This is a genomic window from Mastigocoleus sp. MO_188.B34, assembly GCF_030065675.1.
Lineage (GTDB): Bacteria > Cyanobacteriota > Cyanobacteriia > Cyanobacteriales > Nostocaceae > Mastigocoleus.
In genome coordinates this window covers 1-15,449 of record NZ_JASJDK010000162.1, presented here as the reverse complement: position 1 = coordinate 15,449, position 15,449 = coordinate 1, and the positions used below count along the sequence as shown (strand labels likewise).

12 protein-coding genes are annotated in these 15,449 nt (G+C 39.3%); 6 read left to right on the top strand and 6 right to left on the bottom strand.

The annotated features are described in order from the left end of the window. Nucleotides 1-198: 198 nt before the first annotated feature. Nucleotides 199-543 carry a hypothetical protein gene (locus tag QNJ50_RS25810; protein ID WP_300641318.1) on the top strand — a complete coding sequence of 115 codons (345 nt, stop codon included), beginning with the start codon at nt 199-201 and terminating at the stop codon, nt 541-543. Between the two features lie 400 nt (nt 544-943). Here QNJ50_RS25810 and QNJ50_RS25805 read toward each other — a convergent pair whose 3' ends face one another. Further along, nucleotides 944-2,971: a S8 family serine peptidase gene (locus QNJ50_RS25805; protein ID WP_300641316.1), complete on the bottom strand. Its 2,028-nt coding sequence runs from the start codon at nt 2,969-2,971 to the stop codon at nt 944-946. 555 nt (nt 2,972-3,526) lie between these two features. On the opposite strand from QNJ50_RS25805, the gene QNJ50_RS25800 reads away from it, so the two are divergent. The 4 genes from QNJ50_RS25800 (at nt 3,527) to QNJ50_RS25785 (ending at nt 5,611) form a co-directional block, all read left to right on the top strand. After that, nucleotides 3,527-3,802 carry a hypothetical protein gene (locus QNJ50_RS25800; protein ID WP_300641314.1) on the top strand — a complete coding sequence of 92 codons (276 nt, stop codon included), beginning with the start codon at nt 3,527-3,529 and terminating at the stop codon, nt 3,800-3,802. Nucleotides 3,803-4,034: 232 nt separating this feature from the next. Further along, a complete protein-coding gene (locus tag QNJ50_RS25795; protein ID WP_300641312.1) occupies nt 4,035-4,289 on the top strand; it encodes a hypothetical protein in 255 nt (84 codons plus the stop codon). A 61-nt stretch (nt 4,290-4,350) separates the two neighbouring features. Next, on the top strand, nt 4,351-5,304 hold the full coding sequence (locus QNJ50_RS25790; RefSeq protein ID WP_300641310.1) for a hypothetical protein: 954 nt from the start codon (nt 4,351-4,353) through the stop codon (nt 5,302-5,304). 160 nt (nt 5,305-5,464) lie between these two features. Beyond that, entirely contained in the window at nt 5,465-5,611 is a 147-nt protein-coding gene (locus tag QNJ50_RS25785; protein WP_300641308.1) for a hypothetical protein, read from the top strand. Between the two features lie 399 nt (nt 5,612-6,010). Here QNJ50_RS25785 and QNJ50_RS25780 read toward each other — a convergent pair whose 3' ends face one another. Next, entirely contained in the window at nt 6,011-6,823 is an 813-nt protein-coding gene (locus tag QNJ50_RS25780) for a PEP-CTERM sorting domain-containing protein (protein WP_300641306.1), read from the bottom strand. 2,535 nt (nt 6,824-9,358) lie between these two features. Between QNJ50_RS25780 and QNJ50_RS25775 the strand changes: the two genes are divergently transcribed. Then, complete coding sequence (locus QNJ50_RS25775; protein ID WP_300641304.1) at nt 9,359-9,481, top strand: hypothetical protein; 123 nt, start codon at nt 9,359-9,361, stop codon at nt 9,479-9,481. 883 nt (nt 9,482-10,364) lie between these two features. Here QNJ50_RS25775 and QNJ50_RS25770 read toward each other — a convergent pair. The 4 genes from QNJ50_RS25770 to QNJ50_RS25755 all read right to left on the bottom strand — a co-directional run bounded on the left by QNJ50_RS25770 (nt 10,365) and on the right by QNJ50_RS25755 (nt 15,238). Further along, complete coding sequence (locus QNJ50_RS25770) at nt 10,365-10,724, bottom strand: four helix bundle protein (RefSeq protein ID WP_300641302.1); 360 nt, start codon at nt 10,722-10,724, stop codon at nt 10,365-10,367. Between the two features lie 57 nt (nt 10,725-10,781). Next, nucleotides 10,782-12,452, bottom strand: coding sequence for an ISL3 family transposase (locus tag QNJ50_RS25765; RefSeq protein WP_300641300.1), 1,671 nt, complete (start codon nt 12,450-12,452; stop codon nt 10,782-10,784). Nucleotides 12,453-12,657: 205 nt separating this feature from the next. Continuing rightward, nucleotides 12,658-13,035, bottom strand: coding sequence for a hypothetical protein (locus QNJ50_RS25760; RefSeq protein ID WP_300641298.1), 378 nt, complete (start codon nt 13,033-13,035; stop codon nt 12,658-12,660). A gap of 280 nt (nt 13,036-13,315) precedes the next feature. After that, nucleotides 13,316-15,238, bottom strand: coding sequence for a protelomerase family protein (locus QNJ50_RS25755; protein ID WP_300641296.1), 1,923 nt, complete (start codon nt 15,236-15,238; stop codon nt 13,316-13,318). Nucleotides 15,239-15,449 lie beyond the last annotated feature (211 nt).

Here is a 15,449-nt window from a genome sequence, read left to right as displayed (position 1 = left end):
TCAGTAGATGGAAAAGTTTTCCAGAACCCTTGTCAGAACTTTATTTGAGTTTTGGGACACGATTTACTGGAATCGTCTCGGAATCTACTTTTTAAGGAACGGAAAGCGGAGACACTTTCATTGCACCACCGTAAAGCGGTGAACGCAACGCGCGGGGCGAAAACTCGATTTATGCTAAATCTTCTTTTACACTAAGAAGTGGAAGTTATCAAGACTGTGACTGTGGAAGTTCCAGTAGAAAAAGAACAGTCAGAAAGTGAGCAACAGCAGCAAGTTAGTAGCAGGGGTACTCAAAGGGATATCAAGAATATGGCTACCTCAGAATTGATGGGTGCGAAAATACCTGGTAGCGGATTAGAGAAGGTGCGACGTGCTGTAGCTGCGATCAAGGCTTACAACGAAGGTCAAGCAGAGAAGCGGTTTTGGTGGGCAATTAATATCAGAACCTTGAAGGATTTAACGAATTGTCGGACATCTGTGGTGGAAAAATACCTGAAGTCAGAGGAAGGACGGCTGCAGGTAGGGGTATTGCTGTTGAACTAAGCCGGACGGTCCCCATCCGACTTAGTTCAACAGCATTAGGCGAGGTAGCAGACTACAATGCGCTGCACGGCTTGGGATATCACTACAACCGAGGCAGAGGAGAGGTAGTATTACCGAAGCTATTAAGCTGGTTTGAATCTGCTGAAGGTATTAGACCCGTCCTAAAATTTGCAAGCCAGTGTTTACAAGGCTTTGAGGCAAATCTTTGCAGATTAACTTTTAACGTAAAAACTAGTGTTTGATACAGTTACTGATAGTTTAGAGTAAAAATATATGGTCTGATGATTCAGAGTAAATACTAGTTTTTCCTGTGCACAAAAAGTATTAATATATCTTATGATTTGCGCGTATTCCAAAAAGTAGAGAAATCTTACCGGTATCCCATTGCATCCTATGAACTCTAAGATGAGGTAGTTGTTACTTTGACAATTAATCGCCAGGAATTAAGTCGACCAACATCCATTCTCCAAGTATCCACCAAGCTTAGGATCCAGGTTCCCTGTATATGCTTACCAATAAAAGCCCGCAATGCTGGTAGTTCAGAAGCAGCGTAAACCGTGCGGATATCGTTTGTTGAAAAACCTTTGCGATCATGAAGTGTTACTGCTGTACCGTCAGGCGCAGTGATATCAATGCGTAAATCGCCAATATAGGTATGAGTCAAATCAAGCCCGATACGGATGTCGCTTATTACCCCATCTTGAGAGATTTCAACCTTACTGAAAATAGGACTGTCAGCTTCTGCAATCTCTAAACCTGCTTGAATATCCCGATCAATTTTTATTTCCGTCTCTGGAACAGCTGCTTTGACTGCCCTAGCAGCATTGACCTTACCATGACCAAACCAAAGGCTAAACCCATCAACGAAATTGCCTGGCTCATTAACAGGTGTTTCTGATTCAATTTTGAGATCTTTATCAGCTGTTTGTTGGAGCAACTGCTTTACTTGCAAAGCCGTGAGGTTAGGGTTACGGGAGAGGATGAGTCCACATACTCCAGCTACCGTCGGAGTTGCACTCGATGTCCCACCAAATCGATCAGTATAACGAGATCTTCGCGTGAAACCTTCACCCATATCCTCATTATCGGTTGTCACCACGCCGCGACCGCGCGGCTGAAATTCTTGCAGATCGTGAAAGTTATTGGTTGGTGCACAAACACAGATCTCACGTCCCCAGGAAGAATAAGCAGACCGTGTTTTGAGTGAGGTTGAGCCACTTACAGTAATGACATCAGGATGAGCTGCAATCCAGCGATCGATAGGACCGCTATACCTGCCGCGAGATCCGAAACCATTAATGTACTCGTAGGTTCGGGTGTTGTTGATATCTTTGACTGGGCAATTGTTATTACCAGCCGCTACACAAATAACCAGACCTTTCCCCCGTCTTCCTCCTGTCCGGGCTAATGTGGAAAGTGTATCTGAAAACGCTCTACTGAGGGGCTGGTAGCCAGGTCCATACCCCCAAGAACAGGATACGACATCTGCTTCTCTTGATATTCGCTGAAATAATTGAATCATCGCTGCATCATCGAAGGTTAGAGGAAACCGGACTGCCATGAAAGCACATCCCGGTGCGACTCCAACAGTTCCCTGACCATTAATCTCGGCTAAAGCAACACCAGCACAGGGAGTGCCATGATAATCACCCCCCTTCGGCAGGACATCATCAGTGTAGAAAACATTTCCGTTACTTTCAAATGCATTTAACTGTCCTACAATCTTATCCTCTCCCTGGAAATCTGGATGGGTGAGGTCAAATCCATCATCCACCACACAGATGACAATGTCTCGTGAACCAATGGTGATTTCCCAAGCTTCTGGCGCGAAAATTCCTGCTCCAGTGACCAGATCAGGTTCATCATCCTCGGGACTATGGAGATGCCATTGTTCAGAAAAAAGCTCATCTGCTGGAATAAAGCAAAACCTTTGGAGTTGGTGAACTAAATTGGGTTCTGCGTACTCTACATCTTCACGAGAGGCAGCTAAGTTAGCAGTTTTAATAGCGTTTCGATTTGTTGCAGTAGTTACTCGAACCTGCAATGTGTTTTGTCCAAGGTCTTGAAGCACTTCTAATTTTTCACACTGCAAAAACTCATTAATCGTTTCCCCTGAGGTTTCGGGTTTGAACTTAATGAAGAAAGAATCGGTGATTAGATATTGAGAATCAGGTTGTCCTGGGGTTCGATAGACATGATGAACGACATTATCTAATTGGCGTAATTGAGTCATTGAGTGATCGCGATGACCTGCTACAGTAGCCCGGATCAAATCAGGTCCAACCTTCTCCAATCCCTCCAAGGAAACTCCTGCAGCGTCTGCCACTGACCTTGCCGTTTCTACATTGGGTGCATGCAGTGTAATATTACTTTCTGTCTGCTCAATGGAAATCCTGCGTCCACCTTGCCAAAAATAGTTATTGGACATGATTATTCCTCCATGACTCGATCTAAGTTTGATATTAGTTTTACCGCGCCCTTCGGGCTGTTCGTGGCGCAATGCCTACGGCACGCTACGCTAGCTGCCGCGCGTCTTCCAAGTCAGAAGTCAGAATTCTGAATCAACAGACTGTTTGGACGCGCTATCCCTGGATTTCTCACAAAGATTTCAGTTACAAGCTACAAGCTCTATGCTGAATAGCTTTTCGTCGATTGCTTTGCAGATGCCCATAGGGCTTATCGCCACCAACAACACTCAGTTAGGTTTTTTCAACACTTTGACTTGAATTACTGAGACAATTTGAGATTACTGTACACCACATAGCGCACTTTCATTGTAAAAGCTGATCAAGAACCAGCTTAAGTTAATCGTTTGTGAGAAAATTTTCTTTAGAAATGAGATTCTAAGTCTCAAAGATATGTTGATTTTAATAGCGTGACACTTGGAATTTATTCGATTTTTGATTCCAAGAATATCGTGCTGGGATTAAGGATTTAGAAATTAATTTTCTATAAGTTGCAGAGATAAAACTATTAAAAAAGGATGACAGTTATGCATATTGGTGAGTATGGCACTGCGTACAAGCCTGAAACTTTCAGGTATGCAGTCAAGATAGTAAAAATTGAAGGGGACAAGTGTGTCGGTCGTTTGTTAAGTTTGCCAGATCAGCTAACTACTTTCAACAAAAAATATTTTATTCCTAGGGGTGATCATGGTGGAATGATGCTTTTGGAAAAACAAATAGCAGATTTTGAAAAGATGCCAATAAATGTAATTGTACCTACTCTAAGCTGGTCTTATGACAATTACAGTAGTTAAACATTAAAAAAACCACTCTTACCTCCGGAGTACGCACACATAGCTTTACATTTAGCTTCGTTTAGAAGCTAAATGCATCGGAGGTGGGTATGTATATGTGCGCTTTAAGCGATTTGAAGAAAAGGACTGATTTGTAAGGATATTTTATTACTTTTATTGATTATAAATACGTAAAAAATATGTTTTAACTTGTAGGTAAATGTAGGTAATATCACGCTTTACATACTTACAAATGAACAATAATTCAAACCAAAATAATCAATCCCAAAGTGCTAGTACAGAAAGAGGAAATATTAATCAGTATGGAAGAGATTATATCCATACTAGTAATACTAAAATTAGCATTTGGATCTCAGTAATTCTTATTGCAGTTTTAGCTATTGGCGCATCAGTTTTGCTCAATCTTGATTTCGGAGATTTTTTCAAATTTAAGGGTAAAACTGAAATTACACCACAGTCAACACTTATACAACAATCGTCCAGATAGTTGATTAAAGGTAAAAACCTTAATTTAAGTAATATTCCCTTATATTTATGGGGAGGGTAGTATGATTAAAGAGAATTCGGATGTAAATGATAAACTTTGTCAAAAAGGCAACGCTGGTAAAAATTTAATTCAAGTGGGACGCGATTATATTCGATATCTTAAGTTTCACATTGACTCTGGAAACATCAGTGTTGTCATTCTCAATGGAACTATTATTCTTCTGGTTATTTTTGGAACAATTCAGGCTACGAGTGCAGTTACAACAACAGTAAAAAAAATCATCAAGGCTGAACCACCAAAAACTACTCCATCTAAAGAAAAACTTGCTTCTTTCTGCACACCTGAAATTGCTAGATTAAACTTACAAATTGCTCGTGAGGTTGCTGATTTAGAAAAAGAAGGAGTGATCACACCTGAAATTTTAAAAGAAATACCAAGTTTTCAAAGTCTTAAAGGTCTACAGGGAGAACGAGGTCCAAGAGGTCTACAGGGAGAAAGAGGTCCAAGAGGTCTAAAGGGAGATAAAGGTGATAAAGGTCTACAAGGTAACCAAGGTTTGCAGGGAGAACGAGGTCCAAGAGGTCTAAAGGGAGATAAAGGGGATAAAGGTCTACAAGGTAACCAAGGTAGGCAAGGTCTAAGAGGTTCGCAGGGTGACCAAGGTTTGCAGGGAGAACGAGGTCCAAGAGGTCTAAAGGGAGACAAGGGAGATAAAGGCGATAAAGGTCCACAAGGTAACCAAGGTTTGCAGGGAGAACGAGGTCCAAGAGGTCTAAAGGGAGATAAGGGAGATAAAGGCGATAAAGGTCCACAAGGTAACCAAGGTTTGCAGGGAGAACGAGGTCCAAGGGGAGAACCTGGTCGAAGTCTAGGCTCACAAAGAGTTCAAAGTCCACGAACAGTTCCAAACCTAGAAACAGTTCCAAGTCAACGAAGAGTTCTAAAGGATGAGCCAATTTCAAAGATATCTATACCGGTGGTTGAACGAAAAAACGAGTCGGATAAAATCCGCTAACTTAGTAAGAATTTAAGCAGATGTTGAGTACTACGCTTTTTTGACGCGATTATACCGAACGGAGTTTTGGCAACTTTTGTTGTTTGTAGACGCGCAAAACCTTCATCCGTAGGATGCGTCCAAACGCGTAGTGCTATCAAACCAGTAGAAACGGGTTGACATGGCAGATGTCCTTGGTTACACCAAAGGTTCAGATCAAGTCAACACTTTGTTGCAAGACTCTGGGAAAAAACAGAAAAAACAGAAAAAACAGAAGTTAGAAGTCAGAAATCTGAATTACCAGTTGGCTGGGGGATTGAAGAATTAATAGATAATATTCGTGAGCAAAATAAGATTTAAAACTGCAGAAACATCCTTATAATATAGAAAATTTAGCAAAAAAATTTTTTAATTAATATTAAAAAGTAGGTAATCTAACTAGTTAATAACTTAGTTAGATTACCTACTTAAGACTGTGAATAAGAAAGAGAAAGAAAATGAGATTGAAGAGTTATAAAGTCTGAAAACTTATATAAAATTACATTAAAAACTCAATAAGAACTTCTAATTAATAAATTGTCCCACCGTCCCCGTAGCGTAGGTATATCGAGGTCGCCAACCACTTTACTTTTACTAGTAATATTTATAAAACGGTAGGACAATTTATTTTTTTGTATCTGGCAAAAAAACTAGAAGTGGCAACTTTCCCGTAGTAACCTAGGGTAGTTCACGAGATGATATCTCTTTGTATTTTTTGTTTTAGAAAGGATCCTCCACCGACCATACCAATAATTAACACACCCAATAGAGAAGTCGGTTCTGGTACAGTTTTACCTTCTACAGAGTGGGTAGAGAAGTTATCAAATGCAAGTCCTACTTGGCTGGGGTCGCTATTACCAGTAAACTTAAAACGAATACCATAAACATCAGCTGTATCACGTTCAAAAGAGAATAACCAAGGCTTTCCATCTAACTCTCCTCCAACTTTATTGTTGTTGTCGTTTGTCCCTAAAGGACTAGTGATTGTATCAAGAATTGACTTATCTTGACCAAGGAGTTGAACTTCCCATTGCTCAGTTCTTTTACCATTACGATTACCGTCAATATCCCAGATTTCACCAGATGCAGCTTGAGTAGCACTGTCATAAGTAATTAAGAGTGCACCTCCATCTCCTCCCAAACCTGCTGTTCTGAGGAAGTATTCTCCTAATCTATCCTCATATCCAACTTCAGCAACATCCCTACCTCTTCCTCCATTAACAAAGCCTTGGATTCTATCACCAGAACTTTTACCAAATCTCTCTAACTGAGGAAATAAACCAGCATCAGCTACACCATCAAAATTGTTATCAACTCCAAAATTAACTCCTAGACTGGAAAATTGATTGGAAATAGCTAAGTTATCACTTGGGGTAGTACCTGGTATAGTTTCAAAATTAATAAAAGAAGATGCTTTAGCCTCTTTCATTGTCACTGTAGACAAGGTAGCAATACTAGCTACAGTAATGGCAATTTTAGTAAAAGTTTTTGCTATTTTCATAGTGATTACTTTTTATTTTTATTAAATCGTGTGTTGGTATTTTATTAACACTAACTATATTAAATTTATAATATTCCAATTGGGTAAAAAACCTTTAAAAACAAAATGTATTTTGAATGAATAAAATCTATAGTTTGATACTTTATAGACCGATAAAATACTGATTTACAATCATAATTATTAAATAAAAATTATTATCAGATAGTTGTAAAACCTCCGATAAGACACTTACTTTTCATCATAAAAAATATTAGCTTTACATTTTTATAGGAATCTACTCTGTGACTTTAGGTAGGGTAGTGTTAAAAAAGTAATGATAAAACAATACCTCCCAGGCTACGGAGGTGTCTGTAGGACGGCAAAGGACGCCCCTAGGGTTCATGTCGCTCGTTGTGAGGGGCACCGGGACGGTGTTCAGCTTGGAAGACGCGCCATGAGACGCGGCAAGCCGTTCGGCTACGGCGGGTACTAACACCGTAGATGTATCTTGAGCGCGCTTACAGCGAACAGGCGTTCGTGACTTATGCCACGCGTTCTCACGTGGCACAGCCAGCCTGCCGCCCATCTTCCATACGCAGTGGAGGTGAAAGACGCGCTACCTCCCAATAAAATCTATAAATATACTTAAATAAAGTGTTATTTCTAATTATTTGTTACTGAGGAAATTACAATTACAAACAACTTATAAAAGGTATAGAATAAAACTTAAATTTTCACGATTATTTAATTTAAAAGTAAGTTTGAACAACTTGGTAAGAAGTGCTGATACTGATACTGCTATCAGCATTAAGAGGTTACTGAGTTGCAGGGTGTGTCTTTTCTTTACCAGCCCTTTAAGTACTATGTTAGTTACCGCGCCCTTCGGGCAGAAGTCAGAAGTCAGAAATCAGAATTCTGAGTTCTGAATTCCTGAATAAACAGACCGTTTGGACGCGCTACGCGAACGTCCTTTGGACGCGTCCAAAATAGGTCTAAAGCCATCGACCTTCAGGTCGGAAGAAATAAATACGTTTCAACGTTGTTGAATCCTCTTACTTTAGGAAGAGGTAAAACTTCTGCTCGCTGAAAGCGCGGCCTGTTCTGACTTCATATTTCTGACTTCGGTGAATTAGCGGAGTTAATAGCTCTTTCACCTTAAAATTAGGGAAAATCGCGGATCCACCTACTACTTAAATAATTCAAATAAGTTAACTACTTAAATAAGATACCAGTAGGGTGGATAAAGACGCCCGCAGGGCGGGAAATGCGCCCGTAGGGCGGGTAAGATGAAGAAAATTAAGACATGTATTAAAAGTACTAAGAAGAAAATTAATTGACATCGGTAGATTTAACAGACACCCGTAGGCCGGTAAGATAAATTGTTAGATTTTGTTAGATAGTTGTCTAACAAAGTCTAAACGTGTCCGCTATACCACTAGTGAACATTGATAAATTGCAGTAAAAATATTACGTTTATTTTTGCAGTAAATTTTGCAGTAAAAACTAAAAATAAGGCGAGTAACTCCCGGCCGCTTAGCGGGAAAGGACGGCCGCAGGCCGGAAATGTGACTTGAAATAAAAATAGGTCTGACAATGTCAAACCTATATATCTTCACGTAAAATCCAAACTTATTATTTCAAAGATAAGTAAAATTTAGGTTAAATAAGATGAGTGAGGCCCGCCCGCCAAGACGCGCCGTGAGACGCGGCAAGTCGTTCGGCTACGCCGCGTACTAGTACTAACACCGTAGGTGTATCTTGAGCGCGCTTACAGCGAACAGGCGTTCTCAGCATAGGCGTAGCCATCGCTCGCAGGTGTAACAAATGTGGAAATCACTGTTATGAATAACCTTTAAAAGGTATAGAATAAAACTCATATTCTCATTATTATTTTAAAAGTGCGTTTTGACAACTTGGTAGGAATTGCTGGTAGTGACTGGCACTACCAACAGCATTTTAAGTTTACTAAGTATCAAAGCGGACTTTTCTTTACCAGACCGGCGGCGACCGTAGTGTAGCGGTTTGGACGCATCCTGCGGATGAACGCCTTTGCCGCGTCTACCAGGTCTCATCCTAGAATTTAAATAAGATGAGCTGATTAAAAATGTTAATTGTTAATATTTTAACTTAACATAATGTAAGTAACTTACTAGGTCTAATAGCTCTCTACCCTTACAATTAAGGAAAATCGCGCCTTTGTTCGTTGCGCAGCAGCGCGTTCAAGAGGTGCGATAAATCACCTACTAATGTATTAATTTACACTTATTCCCACTACTATTTTAACATACGCTGCAAGCGAGTTTTCCAGGTCGCACTTATGATCGATTTAAATAAGATGTTTTTGATGCGGTAAGCCGTTCAAACATCCGTAGCGCTATTTGAAGTCAGCAAGATGTTAAAAAAAGACCTTGCGTCGTTGCCTAACGACGCAAGCACTTAACCTTTACGATATATCTTAAAAGTACCAAGAAGAAAATTAATCGACGTCGGTATATTTAACAGACGATCTGCAAGCAGCCGCGCGTCTTCTATGGTCGCACCCATGATTAAAATAGGATGAGTCAGCGAACGCCAGCCCGTAGGGCATATGTCGAGTACTACGCTTTTTTGGCGCGCTTGCAGCGAACGGAGTCTTGGCAACTTTTGGTGAAAGCAGTAGAAATGCAAGCTACAGCTTAAATAAGATGTTCGCGTAGCGCGGGCAAGATAATTAACAACCGTGTCCGCAACATCAAAAATAGTGGACAATGTTAAAACACAGTAAAAATATCCAGTTTATTTTTGCAGTAAATTTTGCAGCAAAATATTTTGTTTATTTTTGCAGTAAAATGCAGATATCCATACAGCGCATCTAACGCAAACATGGACACAAATATCATAGATAAAATATAGGATATTAAAATCTAGATTAACTGTGCACGCTAAATGGACATAGTTATAATCAACTGTGTACACTAATCAGATATCGGACAAAATAAGCTATAATCAAAAGTTATCTTTTAAAGCTGATTTTAAATCCTAAAACATATAATGATAGAAAAATGCTATGGTTTTAGCTGTATAAGATAGCGATCGCGCATGCCCTACGGCCTTATCGCAAAGTGAAAGCCTAATCTCACAAATAGCTAAAATCCTTATATATCAAGTATTATATCATGTCCGTTTGATTACCCATAGTTAAACTGTCAGGTGGCAACAGCGACTTGGGGCCACCAGTAAAAATTGGTTAAACCCCGAACTAAATCTTTCTGTTCGAGTAACTGTTTGCAGCTGTCGATTAACTTAGTTCTCGTCGTCGTTAACAGATTGTTTGTCGGGGGGTAAAAAGCTTGAGATGTAAGGGTTTCAGGGGTTTAAGAGTGGGGAATAGTGGTGTAAATGAGTTTAACAAAATCTGCGTCGTAAATTTTTATTTTTAGATTAACTGATTATTTGGAGTCTTGGCAACTTTTGGTGATCCCAGTAGAAACGCGTTTTAAGGCAGAAGGCAGAGGGCAGAAGGCAGAAGGAGGAGGAAGAAAGAAGTAAGAAGTGAAAATCGTAGATTTTTGCTTATTTATCCTTATTTATCTTTATTTTTGACTTTATTTAAGGTAGCAACTAAAATACTTTGCATTTCTTCAACTTCATCCATGATAGGAGTGAAAAGGTCTTTTTTGATTAAATCGACTTCCTTAGCAATGATTAATTGTGTATCGAGTTCTCTAAGGGAGCCTAAGGCAATATGGAGAAATTGTATATATTCCTGCTTATGTCTTCTCCCGTATCCCTCTGCAATATTTGATGCAACAGATACTGAGGCTCGTCGTATTTGATTTGTTAATCCGTACAATTCGGATTGGGGAAATAGCTGTGTAAATTTGTAGCAATTAATGGCAAGTTGTACAGCTCGCTGCCATATAAATTGATTTCTGTAGCTCATAACTTCAATATTATGTGTAATTAAGATTCTTTTTGCTGTGTTGTAATATGTCTTCAATTAATTTGTGAGTAAACATCTGCGTTCAAGTAAATCAATCTTGGCGCGTCCATACATCTGCCTTTTCAACATCTTGAGTCGATTAATATGCCCTTCTACGGGGCTATTACTGACAGGTAATGTTACTGCAGCTTTTACAGCATCATAATCTTCCTTGATACCTATGACAAAATTTTGGAATGGGGCTAAGTTACTGTGTAGCGCCTGTTGGAGCCAGATATCAAATATTTCATGGTGACGTTGGCGGACGATTTGGGTAAAATCCTGAGCTAAATTAATTGCAGCATACAAATCAGGATGTTGAACCATTAATTGTTCAACTAACTTTTCTGAGTCAGAATCCCGTTTTTCTAAAGGTATTAGCACCAGCCACGCTGCTCTTCTTGGAGTGAGTGGTGGTTTTTGAGGATCTGCAACTTGGGGTAATTTTAAAGTTTTTGGTGGCTTGGATAATTCCCAGCCTTGAGCTTGACATAAGCGGTGAATATAACGGTTAACCGTCATATAACTACCGTGATAGCCTTTCTTTTCAAGTTTTCGAAATATTCTTTTGGGTTTGTGTTCTCCAGAATTCCAAAGTTGAAGAACGTATTCTTTATAAGGGTTAAGCAAGCAGCTTTTGCCACGGTCGCTGCGTGTTTGACGTTCGGGGAAGTTAGGCATGTGGAGGTAACGTTGTACTGTACGGGTACTGACACCTACTTTTTGTGCGATTTTTGAGGTAGGCCAACATTTTTTGTGTAGTTTCCAGATCTGATTATAAATTGCCAACCGCTTTGTTCGGTGCTGTTGTTTGCGTTGTTCTACCTTTGTTTCTGAGACTGGTGGTGGGACTGGCACTATCTCTTCTGAGGAAGAATTATTTACGCTCTCAAAACGATAGTTTGTGTCTACGGTTTTGAGGTTGTCTTTATGAGCTTGAAAAACCTTCTCAAGTACTTCTTTGAGATTTTGAAGTATATGAAAGCGGTCAGCCACTTGGATAGCCTGTGGTGCTCCGATGTCCATAGCACTTTTGTAGGTTCGGGAGCGGTCTCGTGAGAGTACTTGAATGTTAGGATGCTGATTTAACCATTGGGCTAAAGTGTCAGCATTGCGGTCAGGTAATAATGCCACAGGACAGCTTTTATCCAAATCTACAAGGATAGTTCCATATTTTTGGCGTTTGCAAAAAGCGAAATCATCAACTCCAAGGGTTTGGGGATCTGGGGATGAGGGTAATGGTAGTTTGCGGATTAATCCCAATAGGGTATTACGACTTGCTTTATAGCCCAAATCTTTACTAAGTCTTTCCCCTGCTGCGCCACCTAAGGCTAAAGCAATAGCAGTTAGTCGTGAAGTTAAGCGTTCAGTTCGTCGTGCCCAAGGTGCGGTAACTGTGGATAATCTTTCGGTAAAAATTTGTCTTGGACAAGCTTTGTTGATGCAAAAAAACTTGCGTACATGCAACCGTAGAATAATCTTGTAATTAGCCCATGGCAGGTCAGTTAATCTGCGTTCGTAGTGGCTATGAATCTTATGAGTTAGAGAATTACATACTGGGCAATTAACAACATGGGGTGTAGAAGCAACAATCAAAGTGATAGTAGCTTGTGAGTCGTCAAATTGCCAGCTATGAAGTTTGAGGTTCTTGGTATCTGGTAAGAAATGGGATAGTAGTTCTATAGTCATAGTTACCCCCATATAATGTTTGAAGTTTAGAAGTTTGAAGTATTTTAATTGTACTTCTTTCCTTGTCGTAGGTTAGGTTTTACGGTAGAACAGTGGATATTCTATGAGTTTCTTAATTGCTATGGAAGCTTGTTGTTTTCTGTAGGCTTCACCCAATAATTTATGATTTATTACTAACCACCAAGTTCCCATGATGTTTGGGAGATTATGCAGTTTTGATTGTACGTTTCAATTCTTGAACTTCAGCTTCTAAATTTTTAACGCGGGCGTTTAGGTATTCAACTTGTTTTTCCAGTGGCGGGTTTTTCTGCTTGATTTGGTCATCAATGAGTTTGGCGATCGTTAAACATCTATTAATGTCAACTTCTTGGGGTGTACCGATATATTCGCTGTATAGCTTGCCGTGACTTTTTCTGTACGCATACCAATAATGACCTTTACCACTGCGACTGGCGGTGAAGGTACCGATGTCAGATTCAAATCTAAAGCTCTTATTTTGATTCAACCATTGAAACCAAGAAGGGCTTCCGACTTGAATTTTGGCATCATCTAACTTTCCATCTTTAACTTTAGGCACTGCCATATTGGGTTGACTTTTTGTGGGTCGTTCCCTTATACCTCTGATTCTATTTTAGTATTTTGGTTAGTAGTGGTTAGATAAGTTTAGTTAAGGAATGTGGATGAAATAAATTATAAAATTAGGGTGGTTAAGATTGCCTTAGTAAAAGCCTAAACTGTATATTTATTTTCTCTACATAGGGATAAAAACCGAATATTTATCATTAGCGTAGGGTGACTCCAGATCATAATAAATACTTAAATTTTCGGATTAAAGTTTTAAAAATCACATGCAATTTTGAAATTCAGATATATGTATTGATGGTGTAATTGACAAAATTTTTAAGTTCTTCAATACTTCTACCAATTTGGCGATTGTGGCTGCGAGTTTTGGTAATGCCAACAGACTTATGATATTGGTCAATTGCGGTTTGATTTGTTTGTAGGAATTCAGCGGCAGCCTGGCGGTGAATATTGAAAGTGCTTTCTAGCAGGGATTTAGTGAGAGCGAAAGTTCTTTCTGGATAAAGTTGATTCCATTGTTTGATAGCGTCGAAGATAGCGATCGCTCTTTGTAATGGTTTACTTTTGATTTGTTGCTGCGTGGTGTTCTGGGGTTGATGTGTTTGATTATTGTTTGTTAGTAGTTGGTTGTAAGCAGCTAAAAGGGAAGCTTGGGATTGCTTGAGTTTTAGATTTTCAGATTTAAGGTATGTGATTTGTGCTTGAAGATCATCAGTATTTTGAAGTTTTTCTTTGGCTTCATCTCGTTGCTTTGTAAGTTCTTGAATTTGTTGACGCAAGTCAAGAATTTCTTCAGTTAAGAGTGCAAGAGTTCTGCTTAGGTCAAAGATTGATTGTTTCTCATTCTCAGTATTGGCTTGCTCTTCACTGGTTTGTTTTGGCCCAGATTCAAGGAATGAGAGTAATTCAGCCATTTTATCCTGCTGGGTATTCGCGGATGAAAGATTCTTCAGGACGTTAATCCACCGTGAGTATTGCTCGGGATGAATTTGTAGATATTGGTTCGAGTTGAGTGTTGGTTGTTCTGGCTGTAATGTTTGCGATGCTGGAGTTTCAGGTAATTTAGTGGTAGTGTCCTGGGGTAATTCTGGGAGTTGAGGAATGTCCTTGAGTTTAACTCCTTTGCTAGTAATGGGTGTTCCATGTTCATCCACCAAGTAATAATGAAAGTAATGGTCAGTGGCTCTGGAATTGGGAGCGTTAATATCTTTTTTATTTAAAATATGTCCCAAATAATTTTGTAAAAATCGGTGTTGGTGTTGCTGGTCTGGACAAAAATAATGAATGGCTATTGCGCCATAAATCCCACGTAATCTGTGGATTGAAACTGTCTTAAATCCATCAAGTATTGGTATTAAACCGCTTTCACCGAATAATGATTGTGTTCTGCGATTAATGCGAGTGTTGAATGCTTCAACTTTTGGTGAGTCATCGTCAAGTCCAGCCAGGGCTTTGATTTCTGGTATTTCTCTATAGCGTTGAATAATTGGTATAAGTTCTTGTGCAGGAATTAAGCTGAGAATTTCATAAGCTGTAGAATCTACTTTTTTCTGCTGCCCCTGAAAATGGATCAAATAAGGATGATTCGTAGGTTCAAATTCTCCCACGCAAACAACTTCAGCATGCCGTCTTCCAGTTAGTCCTGCGATCGCAATTGTCAAGTCTTCTGAATCTTTAGAAGTTAATAATTTTTGTAAACAATAAATATACGCGTATAAATGTATAGGTTTAAGAGCGTCTTGCCTTTTGTTATTATTGACTGTTGTTTTAGCTCTTAGCTTGTTTTGAGTAGCAGTATCGTAAGTTAAAAAATCAAGGGCGTAATGTGTCTGGGTGGTACCTTGTTCGCTTCCGTCGCGTTTTACCCAGTGTTTGGGGTAGCTGTTTTGTTCGTTGAGTGGAAGTTGTCCTTGTTCGATGGCTTCTCGGAGAACCCTTGTGTAGTTGGGCAGATAAACGCTGTTGATAGAGCTTTTTGGGAATCCTTCCTCTAGTAAGTTCTTCTCCTCCAAACAGAGTTTTTCTATTTGTTCGCGTGTGTCTTGCTCTCGGGAGTTCATCTCGATTAGGCGATCGAGAAATATCAAGGTTAGACATTCCCGCTCTTTTTTCTTGAGTTTGTGACCACTGCCTTTATTAATGCGATCGCGAAAATTTTGCACAATTTCTTCACGGGTTAAATCAAACTGTTTAGATACGCTCATGTTAATGTAATAAATTTTTATATGTTCTTATATTGATTATACACGTATAAATAATATTCGCCTAATTCGAGATGAATTACAGCTAATATTTAAGGTATATTTGGGTTATGTCTTTTGTCATAAACAAGTTACATAGAGATATTGATGATGAAATTTCTCCCATGTTTCTTGGTCATAAGTTACATGACCTGAGATATATTGAGTTTCTCGG

Excerpts from the sequence above, each read along its gene's own strand:
- QNJ50_RS25800 (WP_300641314.1), top strand. The coding sequence starts at position 3,527 with ATGACAGTTATGCATATTGGTGAGTATGGCACTGCGTACAAGCCTGAA.
- QNJ50_RS25755 (WP_300641296.1), bottom strand. The coding sequence starts at position 15,238 with ATGAGCGTATCTAAACAGTTTGATTTAACCCGTGAAGAAATTGTGCAA.
- QNJ50_RS25805 (WP_300641316.1), bottom strand. The coding sequence starts at position 2,971 with ATGTCCAATAACTATTTTTGGCAAGGTGGACGCAGGATTTCCATTGAG.
- QNJ50_RS25785 (WP_300641308.1), top strand. The coding sequence starts at position 5,465 with ATGGCAGATGTCCTTGGTTACACCAAAGGTTCAGATCAAGTCAACACT.
- QNJ50_RS25780 (WP_300641306.1), bottom strand. The coding sequence starts at position 6,823 with ATGAAAATAGCAAAAACTTTTACTAAAATTGCCATTACTGTAGCTAGT.
- QNJ50_RS25760 (WP_300641298.1), bottom strand. The coding sequence starts at position 13,035 with ATGGCAGTGCCTAAAGTTAAAGATGGAAAGTTAGATGATGCCAAAATT.
- QNJ50_RS25770 (WP_300641302.1), bottom strand. The coding sequence starts at position 10,724 with ATGAGCTACAGAAATCAATTTATATGGCAGCGAGCTGTACAACTTGCC.
- QNJ50_RS25765 (WP_300641300.1), bottom strand. The coding sequence starts at position 12,452 with ATGACTATAGAACTACTATCCCATTTCTTACCAGATACCAAGAACCTC.
- QNJ50_RS25790 (WP_300641310.1), top strand. The coding sequence starts at position 4,351 with ATGATTAAAGAGAATTCGGATGTAAATGATAAACTTTGTCAAAAAGGC.
- QNJ50_RS25795 (WP_300641312.1), top strand. The coding sequence starts at position 4,035 with ATGAACAATAATTCAAACCAAAATAATCAATCCCAAAGTGCTAGTACA.
- QNJ50_RS25775 (WP_300641304.1), top strand. The coding sequence starts at position 9,359 with ATGAGTCAGCGAACGCCAGCCCGTAGGGCATATGTCGAGTACTACGCT.